Genomic DNA, 20246 nt, shown 5'->3' on the forward strand with positions numbered 1-20246 from the left:
AGGCGGAACACGCTGTCGCCGTCGTTTTGGTAGTTTTTGGCCGCGTTGATGCCGCCCTGCGCGGCGATGCTGTGCGCGCGCCGCGGGCTGTCCTGAAAGCAGAAATTCTTCACGTGGTAGCCGAGCTCGGCGAGGCTCGCCGCCGCGGATGCGCCCGCGAGTCCCGTCCCGACCACGATGATGTTGAATTTGCGCTTGTTCGCCGGGTTGACGAGTTTCAGATCGAACTTGTGACGGGTCCATTTGGTGTCGATCGGACCGCCGGGAATATTCGAATTGAGTGTGGCCATGACGTGGCTCCGATCAATGCAGCAAATGCAGGGGACGCAGATAAACCAGCACGGGCATGAGGCCGAAGCCGATGCCGAAGACGATCGAGATGACGAGCGCGATTTTTTCCATGTTTCGGCGGAAGCCTTCGTGCGCCATGCCGATGCCGAGCGTCTGCATCGCGCTCCAAATGCCGTGCGACAGGTGGAACGCGACGAGTGCCATCGAGACGGCGTAGTAGAGAGCCCAGCCGGGGTTTGAGAAGAGGTGGCCGACGTGATCGGCGATCTCTCCCGTGCCGCGTTTCGCCCGGAAGTTGACGAGATGCGCCACGATGAAGGCGAGCATGTAGAGACCGGACCAGATCATGAGCCGCGAGGCCCAGCGGGACTGGTCGGACTTCGCTTTCACCGCGTAGGGCACCGGCCTCGCGCGCCAATTTTCGAGCGTCACCCACACGGCGAAGACGATGTGCGTCGCGAAGACCGCGGCGAGACCGAGTTCAGCGTAGTAGAGCAGAACGCCCAGCGCGTGCAGATGTTCGGCGTAGGCATTAAAGGCTTCACGGCCGAAGTAGATGGTCGTGTTCCCGAGGAAGTGGACGCACAGAAAGCCCAGCGCGCCCAGCCCGGAAATCGCGACGATCTCCTTCTTGCCGATGGACGACAGTAGCCCGTTAGCGGCGGTCTTGGTCACGGTCGGGATCCTTCGGTTGGCGAGGTGACGAGACGGTCGAAGTAGCCCCAAAAACAAGAAGATTCGCAAATGGTTGTTTGACGCGGACGGTCAAAACGGATCTGTAACGGATATCACGAGATGTGCAGGGAATCAACGATCTAGAAGTCCATTTCGAAAAATCGGTCGGGTTTGGGGGCATCCGGACTCGGCGCGTACTGCATCGGAGCGGTGCCCGCCTTGAAGTATTCGGCGTACGCACCTTCCTGTCCATCGTTCGCCAGCAGGCCGGTCGCCGGGTCGATCACGGCGGTTTCGATGCCCGGCGGTGGGGCGAAAGGCAGGTCCGCCCGACCCTTCAGCGCCACCTTCATGAACTCGATCCAGATCGGTAGCGCGGTGCGGCTTCCCGCCTCGCCGGGCCCGAGCGGCTTACTGCCCGCATCGTTGCCGACCCACACGCCGGTGAGGATCTCCGGCGAGTACCCGATGAACCACGCGTCGACGTATTCGTTGGTCGTGCCCGTCTTACCCGCGAGGGTCTTGCCCAGCGCCGCGGCACGACCACCGGTACCGCGCGTGATGACCGACTGCATGAGGCTCGTGATGAGATACGCCGTCTGTTCGGAGAGCACCTGCTTCGCAACGATCCGGCCCTTGGCGTCGCGCGTCCAGTCGGGCAGCGGCACGTCGTCGATGCGGTCCGGGCCCTTGGGCTTCGGCGGCGCGAGCGAACGCATCTTCACGTTAAAGTCCTCGAGGAACTCGATCTTCTGGGGCGAGTCCTCGGGCAGCATCCACGCGGGGTCGCCCTCCTCCAGTTCGATTTTCGACTTCTGCCCCGTGATGTCCGGCGCGCCGGGCAGCGGTTCCACCGTTTCGGCGACCGGCGCGAGGGCGTTGTCCTCGATCACGTTGCCGTCGCGATCCTCGATCCTGCGTACGTAGATCGGGTCAGCCCACCGGCCGCCCGACGCAAAAACGGCGTACGCGTTCATGAGTTCGACGGGTAGCACCTCGTAGGTGCCCAGCGCCATTGACAGGTCCGATCCCGCGAGGCTCTTGATGCCGAGGCGTTTGGCGAAACGCTCGATGTACGTCGGGGTCACCGCCTGCGCGATTCGGATCGTGACCGTGTTGATCGACTGCGCGAGCGCCTGCCGCATCGTGAGTTCGCCCGAAAAACTCCCACTGTAGTTGCCCGGCCGCCAGCCGTCGGCGAAGACGAGTGCCGTGTCCATGAAGCGCGTCGCCGGAGTCATTCCGAGGTCGAGCGCCGCCGCGTAAACGATGGGCTTGAACGCGGAGCCCGGCTGGCGCTTCGCCTGAACGGCGCGGTTGAACTGCGAGTCGTCGAACGAATAGCCGCCGACGAGGACAAACACCTCGCGGGTGTTCACGTCCATCGACACCAACGCGCCCTGGCTGTGCGGCGCTTGATCGAGTTCGCACGTCCTCGCCTTCGGATCGATTACGCGCACGAGCACGGCGTCGCCGGGCGAAACGACCTGATCGACGCCGCCGAACGGGCCGAGCCGCGCGGGCATGTCCTTGCGCACAATGCGCGTGACCCACGCGACGCCGCCGGAGCCCATCGTGAACATCGCGCCGCCCACGTCGATCGTCGCGCCCGACGCATCGGCGCGCGTAACGAGACCCGTTAGGCGCGTACCCGCAACGAGCTTCACGTCGCCCCGGCGTTTTTCCAGACCCTTCACGTATTCAGGCCAGTCCGCGCGCGCCACGCGCCGCTCGGGACCCATGTAGCCCTGACGTTTCGCAAGTTCGGCAAGCCCGGCGCGCACGGCCTTTTCCGCTTCGGCTTGCAGGTCGAGGTCGCAGGTCGTGTGGATCTTCAAGCCTTCCTTGAGCACGGTGTCGGCACCGTACTTTTTCATCAGGTATCGGCGAACGTGCTCGGTGAAGTACGGCGCGATCTCGCGGTTCGGGTCGGGCGGCGCGACGAGCCGCAGACCCTCGCCCTGCGCGGCATCGGCCTGCGCGCGGTCGATCGCCCCCGTCTCCACCATGCGGTCGAGAACGTGGCTTCGGCGCGCCAGCGCGGCTTCGCGATTCGCAAAGGGGTTGTAACGCGACGGCGCCTGCGGTAATCCCGCGAGCAGCGCCGCCTCCCCGAGCGAAAGCTGCGACACCGTCTTGCCGAAGTAGTTGTAAGCCGCGGCCTCGACCCCGTACGCGCCGTTGCCGAAAAATATCTGGTTCAGGTACAGAAAGAGAATCTCTTCTTTCGTAAAGTTGCGCTCGAGACGCACCGCGAGGATCGCCTCGCGCAGCTTGCGTTCCCACGTTTTTTCGCGCGAGAGCAGGAACGTACGGCACACCTGCATCGTGATCGTGCTCGCGCCCTGTTTGATCTCGCCGGTCTTGATGTTCTGGATCGCGGCGCGCGCGATGCCAGCGTAGTCGAGCCCTTTGTGCGTGAAGAAGTGCTCGTCCTCGACGGCGATCACCGCGTCGATCAGCACCTTGGGGATTTTGTCGTAAGGCACGACGACGCGGCGCTGGTTTTCCCAGAAAAACTCGCCCATGAGCCGACCCTTGCGGTCGTAGACCGTGCTCACGATGTTCGGGCGGTAGTCGCGAAGGCCGTCGAGTTTCGGCAGCCCCTCGGCAAGACCCCGGTAGAACAGATACGCTGCCGCGCCGCACGCGACGAAACCGATCATCACGATCGCCGCGAGCACACGCAGCCACCGGCGCCGCTTCGGCGGTTTGCGCAAGGCCGAGCGCGCCGCCGGGCGCGGCACACTCCAGCGGTCGTCGTCGGGGGGATCCCACTGCGGTCCGGTCACGTGACGCCCCCGCCTACAGGCCCAGGTACCGCGCCACGAGCGTGCGCGCGCGGGCGGGATCGGTCGTGTTTTTCACGATCACCCGCGAATCCGCGAAGACCATGAGCGTGTGACCCTCGACGTCGAATTCGAGATAGAGGCCCTTTCGACGCACTTCGCCGAGCGGCGCGAATCGCGAGGCCAGCGCCGCGAGGTCGAGCGCGGTCGCCTCGGGAGGACTGACCTGCACCGCCCCGCGCCCGCACAGGTTGGTCGTCCAACTGGTCGCCTTCGCGTCGGCGAACTCGTATACGCCGCGCACGCAGGTCTTGCAGTCGTCGCGTTTTCGCACGCGCACCCGCGCGGTCTGGCCGTCCCACACGTCGATCTGCAACAGCCACGGATCGACCGCCTCGCCCGCGAGCAAGCGCATCGCCCACGCGGCTTGCAGCGACGCGGCGAGGGCGGGGGCCGACGGCAACACGCCCGCGGTGTCGCAGGTCGGCAGCGATCCCGGGGGCGGCGGATCGTCCCACAGGCAGCGCAGGCACGAGCCGCCGGGCGTGAACGCGCACGCCACGGCGGTGGAGCCCACCGCGCCACCGTAGATCCACGGCACACCGTTCATCACCGCGAAGTCGTTGATGAGATAGCGCGTCTCGACGTTGTCGGTGCCGTCGAGGATCAGATCGACGCTGCCCAGCAGTTCGGCGGCTTGGCGCGGCGACAGATCGGCGACACGCGCCTCGACCGCGACCTCGGCGTTGAAACGCCCGACAGCCGCCGCCGCGGCCTCGGCCTTGGGGCGCCCCTCGCGCGCGTCGGACTCGTCGAACATCACCTGCCGGTGCAGGTTGGTCCACTCCACGACATCGCGGTCGATGACGCGCAGAAACCCGACGCCGGCGCGCGCAAGCAGATTGACGAGGTGCGTGCCCAGCGCACCCGCGCCGACGACGGCGACGCGCGCCGCACGCAGCCGCGCCTGCCCCGCCGCACCGAGCGGCGCGAAGAGCGTCTGCCGCTGATATCGATCGACTGCCGACATGCGCGCAACTCTATCGCCACGCGGCGGCGGATGCCAATGGCGTGCGTGCCGGGCGACAAACGCGGATCGCCGCGTTCACACCTTCACGCCGTAAAGCGCGCCGAATTTGTCCGCGATGTAGGCCATGAAGTCGTCGGCGCTGGGACGCTTGCCGGTGACATGCTCAATCAGATCGTCGGGCGTGTAGCGACGGCCCAGGCGGTGCACCTTTTCACGCAGCCATTCGAGCAACACCTTGTACTCGCCGGCGGCGAGTTTCGCGTCGAGTCCCGGCAGGTCGCGGCGCGCGGCGGCGAAAAGCTGCGCCGCGTTCAGGCTGCCCAGCGCATAGCTCGGGAAGTAGCCGACGAGGCCGAGCGACCAGTGCACGTCCTGCAGGCAGCCCTCGGCGTCGTTGGGCGGCGTGATGCCCAGGTATTTTTCCATGCGCGCATTCCACGCGGCGGGCAGGTCGGCAACCGGCAAGGCACCGGACATCAGTTCGCGCTCGATCTCGAAACGCACCACGATGTGCAGGCCGTAGGTGACCTCGTCGGCCTCGACGCGGATCAGCGAGGGCTCGACCCGGTTCACCGCCGCGTAGATCTCGTCGATCGACACGCCGCGAAGCTGCTCGGGATACGCGGCGCGCAGGTTTTTCTCGAAGTGCGCGACGAAGCTCTTCGAGCGCCCGATCACGTTTTCCCACAGTCGGGACTGCGACTCGTGGATGGACATGGTGGACGACGAGCCGAGCGGCGCGCCGAGGTGCTCGGGGTGCAGGCCCTGCTCGTAGAGGCCGTGGCCCGCTTCGTGGATCATGCCGTAGAACGAGGCAAAGGGCTGGTCCTCGAAATAGCGCGTCGTCAATCGCACGTCGTTGCCCGTGCCGGAGCAGAACGGATGCGCGCTGATATCCACGCGCCCGGCGTCGAGGTCGAACCCGATCGCGCGGATCACGGCGAGGCCGAGCTCGCGCTGCGCGTCTTTGGGAAAACCGCGCGAAAGAAAATCGGTGCGCGGCTTGACGGGCGACGCGGCGATGCCGTGCACCCAGGGCACGAGCTTGTCGCGCAGATCGCCGAGCACGCCGCCGACGCTGGCCGTGGTCGAGCCGGGCTCGTAGTCGTCGAGCATCGCGTCGTAGGGCGTGTCGGGATAGCCCCAATAATCGGCGATGCGTTTCTTGATCGCGAAGATCTTTTCGAGCCACGGCGCGAAGATTTCGAATTTGGATTCCTTGCGCGCCTTGATCCACTCGTCGTGCGCGAGGGAGCACAGCCGCGATTCCTCTTCCACGAGTTCGGGCGGGAGTTTGCGCAGCTTGTCGAAGACGCGGCGGCATTCGAGCACCGTCGCCTGCTGCTCGGGCGCGAGTGTGTCGAGGCCGGCGGCGAGCTTGTCGATCCACTCGCCGCGCTTTTCGTCGGTCTGGCGGCGGTGGATGATGCCCGACATGAGCGAGAGTTGCCGCGCCTTGGCCTCGATCGCCTTGGGCGGCATCATCGTTTCCTGATCCCACGAGAGCAGCCCCGCGATGCTGCCCAGATCCGTGATTTCCTTGGAATCGGTCACCAGAGTGTTGTAGGTCACCTCGAGCGCCGCCATGGTCGTCTCCAATTCAAAAAGGCCGCAGCAAATCGGCCCCTCTTAACACGCGCTCCTGCGTAGGCCAAGGCGCAACGGACCGGTCGGTGTGGCGCATCGCCGCGATCACGCGCCGCAGCGGCGCGGCTCTTCGTCCTCGTCGTCCGGGTCGGAAAACGGCGGCGAACCCGCGTCGCTCACCGGGTCGCCGAGGTCCGGCTCGTCGTCCGAGCGAAACGCCTCCGGCAGAAGACCGTGCGTTGCGGCCATCCAGTACGGCAGCAGGTAATCGAGCCCCGGCGCGGTCTTGAGGGGGTTGTCGTCCGTCTCGCCGCAGTCGATGTGATAGGGGCTGCGCTGCCACAGGAAATCCGTCCAGCAGCGATTCTCGACGAAGTGCGGCTCGGCCGTCTGCGGGTCGATATCCCACAGATCCTCCAGCAGCGACGAGCCCGCGAGCAGGTCGTGCGCCCACACCGAGAACGGATCGAGCGGCAGCTGCGGCGGCTCCACTCGCACCTTCGCGTTCGGCGCGTCGCGCATCACGCCCAGCGACGTGCGCAGGTCGGCAGCGATCGCGTCGCGGTCCTCGCGGCACCGACCGAGCCGATCGCACGCGGCCAGATACATGGCATCGAACCACGGATTGTGCGTCCACGCGCTATAGCGACGCACGTTGTCATCCCAGATGTCGAACACGCGTGCGAGTTCGGCGCCCGCGGGCCGCAGACGAAAGATCGCATCAAATTCGAGATACAGCAGGTGGAACCCGTAGTATTCGGCGTACGTGTTCGGCCAGGCCCAGACGTCGATGGGGAGTTGCGCGAGAATTCGCCCTCGGCGTGATTCCAGTTCCGCCTCGATCCAAGCGTCGCCCGTCACGGCAGCGGCCTGCGTGAGCCAGGACAGGCGGCGAAAGGGTTCCACGAACGCCGCGCCGTTCCCATCGATGCGCCCGTCCTGATCGACGATCCACCAGTCTTGGTCCACGAGCGTGGCGATCACATCGCGCATGTCGTCGCGGATCGTTTCGAGCGCGGCGCGCGCGGTCGGGTCGTCCTCGCCGGCCAGAGCCTCGGCCGCCCAGGTGTTGCCCCAGAACCAGCCCACATACTGGTCGCGGCTCGTGTTGCCGATCCAAAAATATCCCGCGTACTCGCCTTCGCCCGGCACGTCCCATTCGCCGCCCGACGGCGTTTCACAGTTGAACGGCAACTCGTCCGGCGCGACATAACGCGCGATGTAGCCGGGAGTTTGCGTCACGGCTTTCGCATCGTGCAGATAGCCCGTGAAGAATAGAAGATCGGCGAGCGTTTCGTCCGTCGGTTCGAGCAGGTGACGCATCGCCACGACGCCCGCCGCGATGCCGCTCCACGAGGTGGCGTCGCCGATGCCGCGCAGGCACACCGCATCCGCGCGCAATTCGTCGGCAAACTCGACCTCGTTCACCACGCCGCCGAGGCCCGGTGCGTGATGCGCGAGAAAGAATTCGAGATAGGCGTCGGCCTTGTCGCGCAGCATGTCGGCGCCCGCGTGCACTGAGAACGCCCACGTCGCCGTGAAACACATCGCCACGACGAATCCAGATCTTTTCACATGCGGCATGCGTCACTCCGGCAGCGGAGCGCTGTTCATTCCTTGCCGAGTTCGCGGCTACGGCGCGTGGCGGCCTCGACCGCGTCCATGACCGTGGAACGGAAGATGCCTTTTTCGAGCGCGCGCAGGCCGGCGAAGGTCGTTCCGCCGGGCGTCGCCACGACGTCCTTGAGTTCTCCCGGGTGCTTGCCGGTTTCCAGAAACATCTTGGCCGCGCCGTAGGTGGTTTGCCCGGCGAGCATGTTCGCCACGTTGCGCGGCAGGCCGAGCTGCACGCCGGCGTCGGAGAGCGCCTCGATCATCATAAAAATGAATGCCGGGCCGGAGCCCGAAAGCCCGGTCACGACATCCATCAGCGCTTCCTGTTTCACGACGACGGCGCGGCCCACTTCTTCGAAGATGCGCTGCGCGAGCGCCACGTCGGCGTCGGTGGCGTACTGGCCGGCGTAGAGCGCGCTCGCCCCCTGCAGCACGGACGCCGGGGCATTGGGCATGACGCGCACCACCGGCACACGTACGTCGCCGAACGCGCGCTCGATGCGGTCGGTGTGGATGCCCGCGGCGATGGAGACGATGAGCTGGCCCGGATGCGCGAACTTGGCGATCGTCTTGAGCGTGGCGTCCATGGCCTGCGGCTTGACCGCGAGTACGATGACGTCGGCGTGGTCGATGGCGTGCGGGTCGTCGGTGACCTCGCACCCATAACGCTCGGCGATCAGCTTGCGCCGCTCGGTGATGATCTCGACGGCTACGAGCTGGCGCGGCTCGATGACGCGCCCGTCGATCAGGCCCCGAATCAGCACCTCGCCCATGTTGCCCGCGCCGACGATGGCGATGGTCTTGTCCGCGAACATCCCGCTTCTCCTAATAAGTACAACGACGATCTATTAACGCCGTCGGAACTATCATTATTTTCTGCCCGATTTTCTTGCTAATACACATTTGCTCTAATTAGACTGGCAATGTAGATATTTTGCATTATTGCGTTATTATCAAATCTTTCAATTCCTTTTTCATAGCCTCGAGCTGCTGAGCTCGGTACTTTTTTCCAGGCGTTTCTAGAACCAAAAGCGCTGCTATCGCGCGACTGATTTCGCTGATGAGACATTCGACACTATTTGGATCCCTGTATTCTATCGTCTTATATGCCTCTCCAATCGTGTCCAATATGTAAGGCCAAATCCCCATCTCTGGAAATAGAAGGGGTCTGTCTGTCGTCGCCTTTTCGTACATCAGCATCAATTCACCTAATTTTTTCAAAATCCCGTCTGTGTCTTTTTCTCCAACCAGAATACACATGCCGTATAATTCGTTATTTACAATATCTATCCCTAACTTGTAATCATCAAGGGTCGAAACGTCGATTTCCTTCAACATCACCAACGCTTTGTTTCTATCTAAATATTGACCAATCTCTCTCCCCACCTTTTTCCCTATCTGCACCGCTTGGCAGTTTTCGAGTCGGTCCAAAATCATTCCGGCAAACATGCTTATCGTCGCGATTTCCTTCTTACATCTCGGAGTTGATCTTTCACGTTCGCCCAATTTGTTCATATGCCAGATAGCCCTATCGCAATACTTTAAAGATTCCTTCCGCAATTTTTCCTTTACGTTATCAGTCAACATTTCGTAATCAATTTGATCTTTTTCCTCTTGTGAGTCAAGATATGACTCGACTGTTGTCATGGCAAGACGTATATTGGCGATTGCACTAAAATATCGAATCTCCGCAGATAAGTCAGCGTGACCGTTTCCAGTATTTTGTCCTACGTTTTCATTTACTTTAATCATCCTGTTATGCAACATGGATGCGTGCGATACCTGCGCAACCGAGTGGCGCCATCGTCCAAACATGCCGAGAACATATGCGACAAACAATGCTTTCTCAGATGCACTCTCCAAATCATTCACTTCATTTTCAATTAACGCCCTTTCTATTTCTTCCATCAATCTCAACACTGCCTCCTTTACCGGAAGTCCGCCTTTTCCCGAATCTAGACTTCCATTTAATTTTTCTGCTATTTGAAAATACTTCCGATTTCTAAATTTGATACTACACGCTATTGGATGCAGAAACGAACATGGCGTGACTGTGCACGATATGTAATCGACACTGAGCCCCAATACCAAGCGAAGAAAATTCTCCTCCGAATTTCTAACTGAACTAATGTATTCGACGTTCATTTCTGCGGACAACTTCGACATATCCATTTGCGATTGCGGCACCTGAAATTCCAAGATTGTCGTTCTGAATTCGTCATCTTTGAATATTTGCCATAACCTCTTTAGAATGCCTTCACTTTCATCCTTCATTTCCTTTCCGCTTTCATCTTGGATCAAATCCACACTCCTTAGATTTATATCATTTTCTCTTACATTTGACCTATTTTGTTTCTGACTTTCCACGCTGGTCCACGATGGCAAGTTTATCGCTGATGCAGCCAATAATCTATTTACGTGTATTTCCCACCTAGAAGCGGTTTCATTATATAGTTCATTCAATCTTTCACTTAGCCCTCTCTTCCTTGTCCTATTCGCATCTCGTTCGGCATCGCTAACTAACTTCATTAGTGATGATAGAGCGGCTTCCGTCTCTTCAAGTCGACTTATTCGCTTGTCGTAATCTTCATCGAAATGAAGAAGATCCAGAAACACCGTCTCGGGATGTCTAAAACTACCTCGAAACGCCGGCCTCCTATATTCTCGATCAATATCCGGAAAGTCCTCTTCGCATTCATTAACTTCGCTTGCAATTTCTCGCAAAACTTGACTTCGGGTGATCATACAGAGCCGGGCATTGCCGCCTTGCTTTTCTAGGATTTCAGATGCATTTTTGACTATTCCAAGTGCTTCGGAATCGTTGTAGTTAGCCCATTCTTTTTTTGGTCGCAGCGCTTGAAGCCTTTGAAAATATTTTGTTGAATCTTGGCGCACCATATCTGAAGTTACATCAAATATCTTCTTTATGACTGGGCTTGCACCCTCTCGAATCAGTTCGTTGGATAACTCGTCGCTAAAGAATCTCATATTTCTACTTGCATCGTTGATTAATCGTTGATAATTCGGGTTTGGAGATTTTTGATAGTCACTCCATATATCTACCAAATCGCTCGCCAGCTCTAAGAATCCTTCATCCACAAAGCTAAATATTTCTTTAATTTCATGATCCTGTTTTTCATTAAAGTTGACCGATGTGTTCTCTGCATTCCGTGCAATTTCCAGCAGTTTCGGATATCTATCTTTCATCGATTCGTAGAGCGCGTGTACTTTTGTTCTCCTATCCGCCGATTCTGCTACCGCCAGTTCGTAGTATGAATAGAATTCGCGTAGATGAGGTTTCAAAATATATAAGTTATTGGTGAATTTTTTACTCAGCATAAAATCCAAAGCCACACGGACCTGCTCTTGCTCCCTAGAAAGAATGGCCTGTTTTGAAATGACATCTGAGGCTATTGGCCATAAACCGAATTGATTGAGCATCATACCTCTTTCTTCCAAATTTGCACCAAGGTATACAAATGAATGGATTTCGGAATAGTCAACGGCATAGAATATTCTGCCGCCATCTCTCTTAAAGCGAAGATCGTAGCATAATGATTTCACTCTTCTCGTCAAGCGCCCAATTCTCTGGGCGCGAGCTGAAAATGAATTTCCGCTTCGATTCGTCGACGATCTTCCGATATCATGGAGCACCATAGGCATCCTCTCTGCCGGGCATTTGTGGCATCCATTTCTTTACCCAGTTTTCGGCGTCTTCATCCAAATCTGGAACAAATTGACCAATTTGCTTTTCCCCAATACCATGGTACTCTACTATAACCTTGTTAGGTTTATTATTCACTACTCTTACATTTAACGCTGGATGCGGAATATACCCACATAATTTAATGATTTTTACGAATCCAGCGTAATACTCAGTGCCCCAATTCAGACGGAACACCCCTTTGATGAATCGCTCTATTTGGCTTTCGCTTCTGATATCGTATCGCAGTATAATATTAAGCAGTTGGGCGAGTGCCTCAATGTATTCGCTTTCGCCAAATCGCCCCTTGCATATATTAAATAGTTCCGCATTAAATATTTTATGGCAATCACTGTACGAGTGAGTTAAACACGCTGCTCTAATCGAACGAGCAACGTGCTCCTTCTTACCGTTTTTTAACAACCACATCGCCAATGACAATACTTTCTTCGTTTTTCCAATATTGACGATAAAGTCCGCGAAGGCGTCGAGGAACTCTTCATCCCACTTTTGAACGACTTTATCGTATATTTCTCGCAACTCTCCTCGCTCAGCTTTTTTAATGACGTTCCACGCCTTATCAACAGCTATGGCGTACTGCAAGTTTTCGCTGACATTCATCAAGCGAATTACAGTTGTTTTTGATCCGACAATTGATGATTGTTCGAAGAGACTTGGTAAGTACTTTATGAATTTACGATCCAAGGAGCTATCTTCGATGGCAAACCTCCTTAACAACGGAAGGAAGTCTCTAAACGAATCTCGATAGGGTGCGTAGTCCGAAAACTCCGGCTCCCCAGTCCGTATATAATTAACAAGCCATTCGTAAAATCGCTCATCATTCATGTCGGACAAATTTTTAGCTATACTTTGTTTCGATTCTTGCTTGTGATTATGGTTAGTGCTCCCGTCTTCCGAGCGTGGCATTTTCATCTCCTATAGGGTAATTCCCATCATATCAGATTCTGTGGGTGTACTGGCGATCGGCGAAACTTCTTTCAGTACGTAAATATCATCAATCGCTTTTGTAATCGAAATTTGCTCGACGACTACCTCCGGAGCGTCCTTGGCCAAGTTGATGAGATTTCTCGCGCGACCCATGCCGTCATCGGGATGCCCCTGAACCGAGGGAGCGAAGAAAAGATTGCATCCCGCATCGAGCGTCGTCGGAGCTCGTAGGCGGACAGCATTTAGTAAATTATTTTTAATTGTAATGGAAACAAGACGTTGCCCATCGAAATTGCTAGGTGTCAGTCCACAACCTCGAACGATTTGAGTCGAGCAATCACTCGGATATGTTGCAATAGTCGCTTTTACATGATTATCAGTCGTCGCAAAGAAGAACGGGCGACCGCCGCGAATGAAACTCGATGTATCTACGTGTATGGACTCTATTTTCGGCGGTAATCCCCTCGACTCTAACGTAGAAATTTCATTCAAAAGAAAGACTTCGGCGTCAGAAGCCGACATGCCAAAACTGCTTCGTATAGACTTAAAATAGTATTCGCAATAATTCGACAACGATAGAAAATGAACGATATCGCCTAAAGAGATTTTGTTCGGTTGACGTAATCCTTTAAGTGCGAATGTCATAGATGTGCCATTTATAAAGCGGTTGACATCGGCTGGGCTTGACGACGCACTTAATCCGTTGTTTATAAAATCTATATCGAACTTATTGTAAGTGCTCGCCAGCGCGTTTCCATTGGATATGTCGTAACTTCGATTTCTGTTGAAAATTTTTAGAGTCATTAGCAACCCCCAAATAATTCAAAGGCGAAAAGGAATCTGCTACTTTCTGAAGCTCGCTTTCGTAACGGTGATGCACAAAGGCACCGCGAATTCCGCGCGCGATACCGGAGAGAGCGTCGTATGGGAATGACCCCCGCCACCACCTTCACCTCCGAATACTAGACCGAGAGTGGCACTGATACCAAGTGCAATACCCTTTGTCAAGCGTTGCTGCGCAACGTCGAGCAAACTGGAGATCGCCCATTTCGCTCAGGCTCCATTCGGTTTCGGCAGAGAATTTGCGGAGCATGGCGAATCCCTCGATAAATGGGCGTGTCGCGAAAGCCGCCGTGGCGGCCACAATAGGGATTTTCGAGCCTTCCGGACGGATATTCGCGCGCGAAACCTGCGAAATCTGAGGATTCCGAGAGCGTCGTTTCGCGAATCGCGCTTGACGATTGCGGCGATGCGCCCTTGGATAGGGCCGCACCGGATGCGAACGGAATCGGCATGACCTTCGGCGACACGCTCAACCTGTGGACCCGCGCGGCATCGGCGCGGGCGTACGTGCGCATCATCGGCGCGAACCGCGAACTCTCGTGGCTCGCCTCCGAGGTGTTCCTGCCGATCCTGTCGGTGACCGCGTACATCTTCCTCTACCGCTCGCTCGGCCAGCCGCCGATTTACGAGGGCATGGTGGTGCTCGGCGGCGCGATGATCCCGTTCTGGATCGTCGTGCTGTGGTCGATGGCCATGCAGCTCTACTGGGAAAAGGAGATGGGCAACCTGGACATCTACCTGTCGTCGCCGGCGGACCCGATCGCCCTGCTGATCGGCATGGCCGTGGGCGGCATGTTCATGGGCGGGCTGCGTACGGCGGGGATTCTGGTGCTGGGCGTATTGTTTTTCCGCGTGCCGCTCACCGTGTCGTCGTGGCCGCTGCTCGTCGCCGTTTTTTCGCTCACGCTGACCGCGCTGTTCGCCATGGGCATGGCCGCGTCGAGCGTGTATTTCGTCACGGGACGCAAGGGCATCAAGATCAACATCGCGCTCATGGAGCCGGTCTACATGCTCACGGGCATGTTCTACCCGGTGCGCAACATGGGCCTCATCGTGTCGATGATCGCGTCGATCATCCCAATCACGCTCGGGCTCGACGGCATCCGCCAGCTCACGCTGCCCGGCGCCGAAGCGCTCAAATTCCTTTCGGTGCCCGTCGAGATCGCGCTGCTCGCGGGCGTGACGGTCGTCTTCGGCGTGCTCGCGCTCTGGCTGATGCGACGCATGGCGGAGAAGGGCCGGCGCGACGGCACGCTCACGGAGAAGTGGCTGTGACGCCGGGAACCGCACACACGACGATCGCTCCCGAGGAACGGATGTCGTCCTGGCGGCACCTGGCCGCGACGCTGCGTCACGCCATGTGGATCGGCTGGCAGATGGAGTCGAACTGGACCTCCACCTGGGTCTACATCCTCTACGCCGCGGTGCGGCCCATGGCCCTGTGCATGATCCTGTACTACCTCTACATGGTCGTGAGCGCGAACCCGGCGGCGGACCCGACGTTCATTTCGATCTACGTCGGCAACGCGTTTTTCACGATCTTCGTCGCCGTGGCGGGCGGCGTGGCGTGGGTCATCATCCAGGACCGCGAGCACTTTCGCATCATCCGCTACATCTACATGGCGCCTTCGCCGTTCTGGCTCTACATCCTGGGCCGGGCGCTCATCGTGCTGGTCATCGCGCTCGTGAGCCTCGCAATCATTTTGGTCTTCGCCGCAACCGCGCTGGCGATGCCCGTCGGCTTCGCGCACATCCACTGGCATCTGCTCGTCCCGGCTACCGTGATGGGCATCGTGTCGGCGGCGGCGATGGGCATGATCTTCGCCGGCGTCTGCCTCATCACCGCGCGCCATTCGATGATGATGGCCGAGGGGGCGGGCGCGGTGTTTCTGCTGACCTGCGGCGTGCTCTACCCCGTCGACGCGATGCCGCTCGTCGCACGCGCTGTCGGCATGGCGCTGCCCATGACCTACTGGATGGAGCTCGTGCGTCGCGCGTTCGGCGGTCTCGGATTCTCGCCGGTGCTCAAGGGCATCGGCAACGCGCCGCTCATGGGCGTGCTCGCCGCGCTCACGGTCGCGTTCACCGCATCGGCGTTCTGGGTGTTTCGCGCATGCGAAAACAACGCCAAGCGCCGCGGCGTGCTAGACCAGACAACCAACTACTGAGGCGCCTGTAAACGCGCCGGAAGAAATGACGGGGGACCGATCGGCCCCCCGCCCGTTCGTCCTATGCGGATTTCATCAAGCCGGATTCTTGGTGCGATACAACGCGAACACCGCACCCTGCGGGTCCATGACGACCGAGAAGCGACCGACGTTCGGGATGTCGGTCGGCGCGAGCAGGATCTTGCCGCCGAGGCCGGACGCCTTCGTCGCGGACGCGTCCACGTCGTCCACCGCGATATAGGGCAACCACATCGAGGGGTAGGTCTCGTGCGGCGGGATGTTCATCGCGCCCGCGACCTGCTGCTCGCCGCGCGTCATGATGTGGTAGGTGCCCATCGGGCCCATGTCCATCGGCTGCCGGCCCCACTTGTAGAGGTTCTCGTAGAAACCCGTCACCTTCGCCGCGTCCTTCGCGTGCAGTTCGTACCAGCAGAACGTGCCCGCTCCCTGCGGCAGACCCATGTACTTGTCGAGATCGGCCATCGTGATGACGGCGAAGACCGCGCCATCGCTGTCGGTGGCGATGGAAAACCGCCCGACCGACGGGATGTCCGTCGGGGGAACCATGACCTGACCGCCCAGAGACTCCACCTGCGCGGGGATCGCATTCACGTCGTCCACGTGCCAGTAACATAGCCAGTGCGGCGGCGGGTTGCCGGGAATCATGTTGGCGTCGCAGAACCCGCCCGAGGTTTTCTCCATGCTCTCACCGAACATCGAATACGGCGGCATGCCCGGAATGTTGTAGTCGTTGAACGTCCACCCGAAGAGCCCGCCGTAGAACGCCTTGGCCCCCGCGGGATCGGGCGTCATCAGCTCATGCCAAACCACCTGACCGTGTTCCACCTTCCCCATGACGCACCCCCATGTTCGAAATTGTGTTGGTGTCGAGGATTCCCGATGCACACCATCGCGTGACGCGCAACGCGAGCGCATGCCATCGGGAAACGACATGACCTTAGCACAGGCGAGAATAAAAAGCGAACAAAAAACGAACAATGATCGCCGTCAGGTTTCGGCGAGGATCTTGGGGAAAAACGGGAGCGATCGCCCGCCGGACTCGCGCCGGCTCTGTGGCGTCGTTCAGCGGATGCCGTGCTGGTTCAGGAACGGTCCGTAACGTTTGTCGGTGCCGAGGATGTGGTTTTGCAGCCAGTCCTGCAGGAATGCCGTCGTCACCAGCGAAAGCGCGATTTCGCCCGCGTCGAACCGCTTCTTGATGTCCGCCACCTGCTTGATCAGCGCCTGATGTTCCTGCCGGTGCTGGAACGACTCCGGATACCCCGCCGCCGCGAACGCCTTCTCTTCGTCCTCGAAATGCGTCTGCGTGTAGCGAATCAGCTCGGCCAGCGTCGGCTCCAGCGCACCCTGACCCTGGCCCTTCATCATCGCGTCGTGCAGGGTGTTGAGCAGATCGATCAGACGCTTGTGCTGGGTATCGAACTTCGTGACGCCGACCGAATACTCGGTCTTCCAAGTCATGAGACTCATCGACGACCCCACCGTGTCATCGCAATCGCCACTAACGCCGTAGCGGCGTTCCCAACGTGCTATCGGACCGAGCCGGGATGAACTTGAGAGCGGCGGACGCCGACGAAGAAACGCTCGCGTGGGGATTTGAGCGATGTGGAATATTCAGGATCTCGCGACGAGGATCGCTTACGGATGCGAGGCGTTGTGCGCGCGCAGCAGATCGCGCGTCAGCTCGAAAACGCCCTCGTCGAACGCCATCTCGATATGCCCCACGCCGTGGACCTCGATGTTGACGGCATCGGAGCAATCGCCCCGGAATTGCTGGTTGAGGCAGCACGTGTGCGATGGCACATCGATGATGTCCGCATCGGTGCGCAGCGCGTTCCAGTGGATGCCGCCGCCGTCCTCGACGCCGAATGGGGTTTCGTCGACGTCTTCCGTGTCGGGATCGCCGTTCAGGTCCCATTGAACGAGGTTCACACTCTCGTCTTCGCCGGCGTAGATCGGGCAAGTTTCCGCCGAGCCTTCTCCCAGCCACGGAATCAGGCACGACAGCGCGGTGCCGTGGTGCGTTCCCGCGAGCGAAACGTAGTCGAGCACCCGGTCGCCGCCGCCGTAGCTCCTGATCCAAAGCCGCGTCGACAGCCCGCCCATGCTGTGCGCGACGATGTCCACGCGCTCCGCTCCCGTCGCCGCGAGCACCTCGTCCACGAACGGGGCCAGCTCGTCGCGCGCGTTCACGCGGCTGCTCTGGATCGAACTGCTGTACGCGATGGGCCAAAGCGCGTCTTCGGGATACCCGATCGCGCGGAAGCGCTCGATCATCACGTCCCACTCAGATGCGGTGACGACGTATCCGTGGACGAAGACGATCGGGTCCTCGTCGAATTCGAACGTGAAGGCGTCTTCGATCCCCGCGTTTTCGCCGCCGCGCACGACGCGCACGTCGCGGGGACCGATTTCAGTCAGGTCCACCGGGCCAAACGCGACGCGCGCCTCGTTCGCCGATACGACTTCGACATCCACGATCTGGTCGCCGCCGAGAAAGACGCGAAGCGAATCGTCGAATCCCGCACCCGACAAGGTCACCGACGTAATGGCTGATGCGCCGCCGCGATCGGGCGTGACGGCGTCGAGCGCGAGTGGAGCGTCGTCGTCGATCGCATCGTCGTCGGACGTATCATCATCGTCGGACGTGTCATCATCGTCAGACGTGTCATTATCGTCGGACGCATCATCGTCTTCAGACGTGTCGACGGGCGAATCATCGTCATCATCGCCGCACGAAACGATCACCAACGAGAGCAGGATCCAGGCGACGAAGCGCTTTTGCCGCATCTCTCACCCCCGAAAGCGGATCAGTCCTTCCTGCGCGATCGACGCGACGAGGCGGCCCTGCGTGTCGTAGATGTGGCCGAAGTTGAGCCCGCGCGCACCCGCGGCCGTGGGACTGTGCATCGCGTAGAGAAGCCATTCGTCCATCCGGAAATCGCGCTGAAACCACAGGGCATGGTCGAGACTCGCGACGTGCATCGACGGCTCAAAAAACGTGTGACCGTGCGGGTTCATCGAGGTCTGGATCAGGCCGAAGTCCGACGCGTAAGCGAGCAGATATCGATGCACCATCGGGTCGTCGGGCAGGCGCTCGGAGGCGCGGAACCACGAGAACCGATGCGCCGGTTTCTTTTCGGGAGCGAAGGGATTCATCGGATCGATGGGCCGGATTTCGATCGGCCGCTCGGCGGTCAGGTTCGCGCGGATGGGCTCCGGGATGCGGTCGATGAAGCGGTTCACCAGTTCGTATTCCGACGCATAGCCCTCGGGCCCGGGGATGTCCGGCATGATGTCCTGATGCTCGAATCCCTGCTCGGCCACCTGAAACGACGCGGCCATCGAAAAGATCGCGTCGCCCTTTTGGATCGCCACGACGCGCCGGGTCGTGAAGCTCTTGCCGTCGCGGATGCAATCGACCTGATAGATGATCGGCCGCGCGGGATCGCCGGGACGCATGAAGTAACCGTGCAGACTGTGCACGTGACGGTCGGCGGGCACCGTGCGGATCGCCGCCGAGAGCGACTGCCCGAGCACCTGGCCACCGAAGATGTTGCCGAAACCCAGATCCATGCTCGTGCCGCGAAATATCGTGTCCTCGATCCGTTCGAGTTCGAGCACGGACAGGAGTTCGGCAAGCGGCGAACGCGGTACGGTCATGACGGCTCCCGATCGGTGGGACTGTGCGTCGATTCGGCCACCATAGCATCCTTCATACTCCACGCGAATGCGAAATCGAGGTCTCGGATTTTCATCGTCCTCGCACGGAAAACCGGGACCGAATCGGTCACTTCATGAAAATATTTTACCAATCATGGCCGATTTCGATGGAATGCCGAACAAGGCACGACATTTGCGAGAACCTTGACCGCACGCCGCTGGGCGGCGGCAGGGAGATTTCGAGATGCGTGAACAGAACGGTTATCTGGTGTTTGCGGCGATCGCGTTCATCGTGTTCGTCGTGACCGTCGTGGCCTGCGGCGACGACGATGACGATGATGACGATGATGACGACGCGACTGACGATGACGCGTCGGACGACGATGCGGCGGATGACGATGCCGCGTGCGGTCTGGAGGACGCGTGCGCGGCGATCGTGGCGTGCGATTACTATGACGACGTGGAATTTTGCGCCGAGGCCGTCGTCTCCGATTGCCTGACCGAGGAAGGCCGACAGGCGATCGAGGACTGCCTTTGCGATTGCACCGCCTCGGCGGTCGATTGCGATGCGACCTCGGCGTGCGTCGATACGTGCGTGCCCGTCTGTTACGAGGTCTGAGCGCGGCACACATGACGTCACACATCGATTTTTCAGCGGGGTCGCCTTCGGGCGGCCCCGCCGTTTTTGATGCGCGATCATGTTGCCACCAATCCAACTTCGACCGATGATGCCCCGCGATCTTCTCGGGGCTCATCATGCAAAACGCGGCGCTGGCTCGGTTTCTGCGTCTTTTTTTACGCGGCTGGTCGATCATGTTCGCGTGCGTGGGCGCGATCTTCGTGCTCGCGCCGAACGGCACGATCCGCGCGATCAACGGCCTCGGCGCGTGGATGGGCGATTTCCCGCCCGCGCC

At 59.4% G+C, this 20246-nt stretch carries 18 protein-coding genes; 4 read left to right on the top strand and 14 right to left on the bottom strand.

Annotated elements, in window-relative coordinates:
- The 10 genes from IT350_09590 to IT350_09635 form a co-directional block, all read right to left on the bottom strand.
- The coding region (locus tag IT350_09590; protein MCC6158293.1) for an FAD-binding protein at positions 1–290 on the bottom strand (290 nt) is incomplete at its 3' end.
- A gap of 13 nt (positions 291–303) precedes the next feature.
- The gene (locus IT350_09595) at positions 304–966 is read right to left on the bottom strand and encodes a succinate dehydrogenase cytochrome b subunit (protein MCC6158294.1); all 663 of its coding nucleotides are present in this window, start codon (positions 964–966) and stop codon (positions 304–306) included.
- A gap of 140 nt (positions 967–1106) precedes the next feature.
- Entirely contained in the window at positions 1107–3758 is a 2652-nt protein-coding gene (locus IT350_09600; protein MCC6158295.1) for a PBP1A family penicillin-binding protein, read from the bottom strand.
- Positions 3759–3771: 13 nt separating this feature from the next.
- Positions 3772–4785 (bottom strand): ThiF family adenylyltransferase, encoded by a 1014-nt coding sequence (locus IT350_09605; GenBank protein MCC6158296.1) that lies wholly within the window; start codon positions 4783–4785, stop codon positions 3772–3774.
- 75 nt (positions 4786–4860) lie between these two features.
- Positions 4861–6372, bottom strand: coding sequence for a carboxypeptidase M32 (locus tag IT350_09610; protein MCC6158297.1), 1512 nt, complete (start codon positions 6370–6372; stop codon positions 4861–4863).
- Between the two features lie 105 nt (positions 6373–6477).
- On the bottom strand, positions 6478–7956 hold the full coding sequence (locus tag IT350_09615) for a hypothetical protein (protein ID MCC6158298.1): 1479 nt from the start codon (positions 7954–7956) through the stop codon (positions 6478–6480).
- Positions 7957–7982: 26 nt separating this feature from the next.
- Positions 7983–8801 carry a pyrroline-5-carboxylate reductase gene (gene proC, locus IT350_09620; GenBank protein ID MCC6158299.1) on the bottom strand — a complete coding sequence of 273 codons (819 nt, stop codon included), beginning with the start codon at positions 8799–8801 and terminating at the stop codon, positions 7983–7985.
- Between the two features lie 124 nt (positions 8802–8925).
- The gene (locus IT350_09625; GenBank protein MCC6158300.1) at positions 8926–11649 is read right to left on the bottom strand and encodes a hypothetical protein; all 2724 of its coding nucleotides are present in this window, start codon (positions 11647–11649) and stop codon (positions 8926–8928) included.
- On the bottom strand, positions 11630–12616 hold the full coding sequence (locus IT350_09630; protein ID MCC6158301.1) for a hypothetical protein: 987 nt from the start codon (positions 12614–12616) through the stop codon (positions 11630–11632). Before IT350_09630 ends, IT350_09625 begins: the two co-directional genes overlap by 20 nt.
- Positions 12617–12625: 9 nt before the next feature.
- Complete coding sequence (locus IT350_09635; GenBank protein MCC6158302.1) at positions 12626–13441, bottom strand: hypothetical protein; 816 nt, start codon at positions 13439–13441, stop codon at positions 12626–12628.
- A gap of 453 nt (positions 13442–13894) precedes the next feature.
- Here IT350_09635 and IT350_09640 point away from each other — a divergent pair, with 453 nt between their 5' ends.
- Both IT350_09640 and IT350_09645 read left to right on the top strand, forming a co-directional pair.
- Entirely contained in the window at positions 13895–14755 is an 861-nt protein-coding gene (locus IT350_09640) for an ABC transporter permease (GenBank protein MCC6158303.1), read from the top strand.
- Positions 14752–15648: an ABC transporter permease gene (locus IT350_09645; protein MCC6158304.1), complete on the top strand. Its 897-nt coding sequence runs from the start codon at positions 14752–14754 to the stop codon at positions 15646–15648. The genes IT350_09640 and IT350_09645 overlap by 4 nt, the downstream gene beginning before the upstream one ends.
- 75 nt (positions 15649–15723) lie before the next feature.
- Here the strand turns inward: IT350_09645 and IT350_09650 are convergent, their stop codons facing one another.
- The 4 genes from IT350_09650 to tesB all read right to left on the bottom strand — a co-directional run bounded on the left by IT350_09650 (position 15724) and on the right by tesB (position 19332).
- Positions 15724–16503 (bottom strand): VOC family protein, encoded by a 780-nt coding sequence (locus IT350_09650; protein MCC6158305.1) that lies wholly within the window; start codon positions 16501–16503, stop codon positions 15724–15726.
- A gap of 228 nt (positions 16504–16731) precedes the next feature.
- Positions 16732–17139 carry a hemerythrin family protein gene (locus IT350_09655; GenBank protein ID MCC6158306.1) on the bottom strand — a complete coding sequence of 136 codons (408 nt, stop codon included), beginning with the start codon at positions 17137–17139 and terminating at the stop codon, positions 16732–16734.
- A 168-nt stretch (positions 17140–17307) separates the two neighbouring features.
- Positions 17308–18459, bottom strand: a complete 1152-nt coding sequence (locus IT350_09660) for an IPT/TIG domain-containing protein (protein ID MCC6158307.1) — start codon at positions 18457–18459, stop codon at positions 17308–17310.
- A 3-nt stretch (positions 18460–18462) separates the two neighbouring features.
- Positions 18463–19332, bottom strand: coding sequence for an acyl-CoA thioesterase II (gene tesB, locus IT350_09665; protein MCC6158308.1), 870 nt, complete (start codon positions 19330–19332; stop codon positions 18463–18465).
- Positions 19333–19576: 244 nt separating this feature from the next.
- Here tesB and IT350_09670 point away from each other — a divergent pair, with 244 nt between their 5' ends.
- A complete protein-coding gene (locus IT350_09670) occupies positions 19577–19951 on the top strand; it encodes a hypothetical protein (protein MCC6158309.1) in 375 nt (124 codons plus the stop codon).
- Between the two features lie 137 nt (positions 19952–20088).
- The coding region (locus IT350_09675; GenBank protein ID MCC6158310.1) for a hypothetical protein at positions 20089–20246 on the top strand (158 nt) is incomplete at its 3' end.

The sequence above is a fragment of the Deltaproteobacteria bacterium genome, from assembly GCA_020845895.1.
Lineage (GTDB): Bacteria > Lernaellota > Lernaellaia > JACKCT01 > JACKCT01 > JADLEX01.

What these genes read in the sequence shown, in the direction of transcription:
- IT350_09655 (MCC6158306.1), bottom strand. Translation starts at nt 17,139, where the DNA reads ATGAGTCTCATGACTTGGAAGACCGAGTATTCGGTCGGCGTCACGAAG.
- IT350_09610 (MCC6158297.1), bottom strand. Translation starts at nt 6,372, where the DNA reads ATGGCGGCGCTCGAGGTGACCTACAACACTCTGGTGACCGATTCCAAG.
- IT350_09605 (MCC6158296.1), bottom strand. Translation starts at nt 4,785, where the DNA reads ATGTCGGCAGTCGATCGATATCAGCGGCAGACGCTCTTCGCGCCGCTC.
- IT350_09650 (MCC6158305.1), bottom strand. Translation starts at nt 16,503, where the DNA reads ATGGGGAAGGTGGAACACGGTCAGGTGGTTTGGCATGAGCTGATGACG.
- IT350_09630 (MCC6158301.1), bottom strand. Translation starts at nt 12,616, where the DNA reads ATGCCACGCTCGGAAGACGGGAGCACTAACCATAATCACAAGCAAGAA.
- IT350_09660 (MCC6158307.1), bottom strand. Translation starts at nt 18,459, where the DNA reads ATGCGGCAAAAGCGCTTCGTCGCCTGGATCCTGCTCTCGTTGGTGATC.
- IT350_09625 (MCC6158300.1), bottom strand. Translation starts at nt 11,649, where the DNA reads ATGCCTATGGTGCTCCATGATATCGGAAGATCGTCGACGAATCGAAGC.
- proC (MCC6158299.1), bottom strand. Translation starts at nt 8,801, where the DNA reads ATGTTCGCGGACAAGACCATCGCCATCGTCGGCGCGGGCAACATGGGC.
- IT350_09615 (MCC6158298.1), bottom strand. Translation starts at nt 7,956, where the DNA reads ATGCCGCATGTGAAAAGATCTGGATTCGTCGTGGCGATGTGTTTCACG.
- tesB (MCC6158308.1), bottom strand. Translation starts at nt 19,332, where the DNA reads ATGACCGTACCGCGTTCGCCGCTTGCCGAACTCCTGTCCGTGCTCGAA.
- IT350_09635 (MCC6158302.1), bottom strand. Translation starts at nt 13,441, where the DNA reads ATGACTCTAAAAATTTTCAACAGAAATCGAAGTTACGACATATCCAAT.
- IT350_09670 (MCC6158309.1), top strand. Translation starts at nt 19,577, where the DNA reads ATGCGTGAACAGAACGGTTATCTGGTGTTTGCGGCGATCGCGTTCATC.